Source organism: Paractinoplanes rhizophilus (assembly GCF_042664765.1).
Classification (GTDB): Bacteria; Actinomycetota; Actinomycetes; order Mycobacteriales; family Micromonosporaceae; genus Actinoplanes; species Actinoplanes rhizophilus.
Genome location: NZ_JBHTBJ010000109.1, coordinates 1 through 1,428 on the forward strand (window position 1 = coordinate 1; position 1,428 = coordinate 1,428).

2 protein-coding genes are annotated in these 1,428 nt (G+C 68.1%); both read right to left on the reverse strand.

All coding sequences use genetic code 11. The annotated features are described in order from the left end of the window. On the reverse strand, positions 1-438 hold a 438-nt coding region (locus ACFQS1_RS40415; RefSeq protein ID WP_378978364.1), incomplete at its 3' end, for a Tox-REase-5 domain-containing protein. Beyond that, positions 393-1,428, reverse strand: a 1,036-nt coding sequence (locus tag ACFQS1_RS40420; protein WP_378978366.1) for an RHS repeat-associated core domain-containing protein, incomplete at its 5' end; no start/stop codon positions are given. The genes ACFQS1_RS40415 and ACFQS1_RS40420, both read right to left, overlap by 46 nt.

A 1,428-nucleotide genomic window follows, 5' to 3' on the forward strand; every position in this document is an offset into this window, starting at 1 on the left:
GGTCTCGTTCTTGCCGGCCCGGCCGTTCTTGAACCACCACTTCCAGTCGCCGGTCTTGGGGTCGATGAAGCTGGAATAGTTGTCCTTGGCCTCGATCAGCTTGCCGTTGCTGAATCCGTCGAAGTCGACGCCGTTGACCTGATACTCGTTGCCTCGCTCGACCCCGGTCGCGGTCTCCTGGTACTCCTTCGACGCGTCGCTGCCGCCCCGATTGCGCTTGACCCACTTGCCCGGGCCGTTGTCGGTGCTCCCCTCCTTGGGGGTACGCAGGCCGGAACCGCTGTTGCCGCCCGACGACCCGCCCGACGACCCGCCCGACGACCCGCTGCTGCTGGAGGACGTCGAGTGCATCTGGCTGATGCCGTCCACCATCAACGCGCCGCCGGTGACCATCACGGCCGCGCCGAGCAGCGTGACCGCGCCGCCGAGCACGGCCACCGGCCCGCCGGCGATGCAGCCGACGCCGGTGAGGCAGACCGCTCCGCCGCCGAGCATCGCGGCCAGGCCGGCGTCCGCGATTCCGGCGCCAGCATGGTCAACGCCGCGCCGGCCGCGGTCTCGGCCAGCGCCGAACCGTTTTCGGAGACCCAGTTCCCGGCCGTGGAGGCGGCGTCGCAGACCTTCTGCGCCCAGCTCCAGCAGTGCCCGTCGAATTCGACGGCGCTGATCGGGTTGCCGCCGCCGAACGAGTACCGGCTGCCGGTCCACGGGTTGACCGAGAGGTTCAGGTCGTCGAGGGCGCCGTTGTAGCTGTCCCGGGAGAGGAACCGGTTCAGGCCGGGGCTGTAGTCGCGGAACCCCATGTCGTACGACTGGGAGTCCGGGTCCCAACGCTTGCCGTTGAACCGGTACGGGTCGTACGGCTCCTTCGTCGGGTCGGCGACGTCGGGCTTGTCGATGCCGGTGAAGTGGGCGTCGTCATCGTCGCCGTACGCGGTGTACCCGTACGTGGCCTTGGTGTCGCCGCCGGAGTCGGTGACCTGTTCCACGTCGGTGTGCGCGTTGTAACTGTAGTAGGCGTCCTCGGTGGATCCGTCGGCCTTGTACGTCACCTGGGACAGGCGTTGTCCCCACGGCGAGTACTGGAACGACTTGGTGACCTTGCCGCCGTCCTCCTCGTCCAGCACCTCTGCCGACAGCCCGAGGTAGCTGTACTCGGTGGTCTTGCCGCCGGTGGTCTTGGACGCGGTCCGGTCGAGAGCGTCGTAGTCGTACTTCGTCGTGGACGTGCCGGTGCGCTTCTCGACCAGGTGGTCGAAGCCGTCGTAGACGTTGCGCTCGACGATCGTCCCGCCCGCCGAAACGGTGTTCAGCCGGCCGAACGGGTCGTAGTTGTACGTGGCGGTGGCCCCGCCGGTGTCCGAGCTCAGCAGACGGTCGCGGGAGTAGTGGAACGCCGTCGTGACGCCGTTGACCGTCTGGTCGATG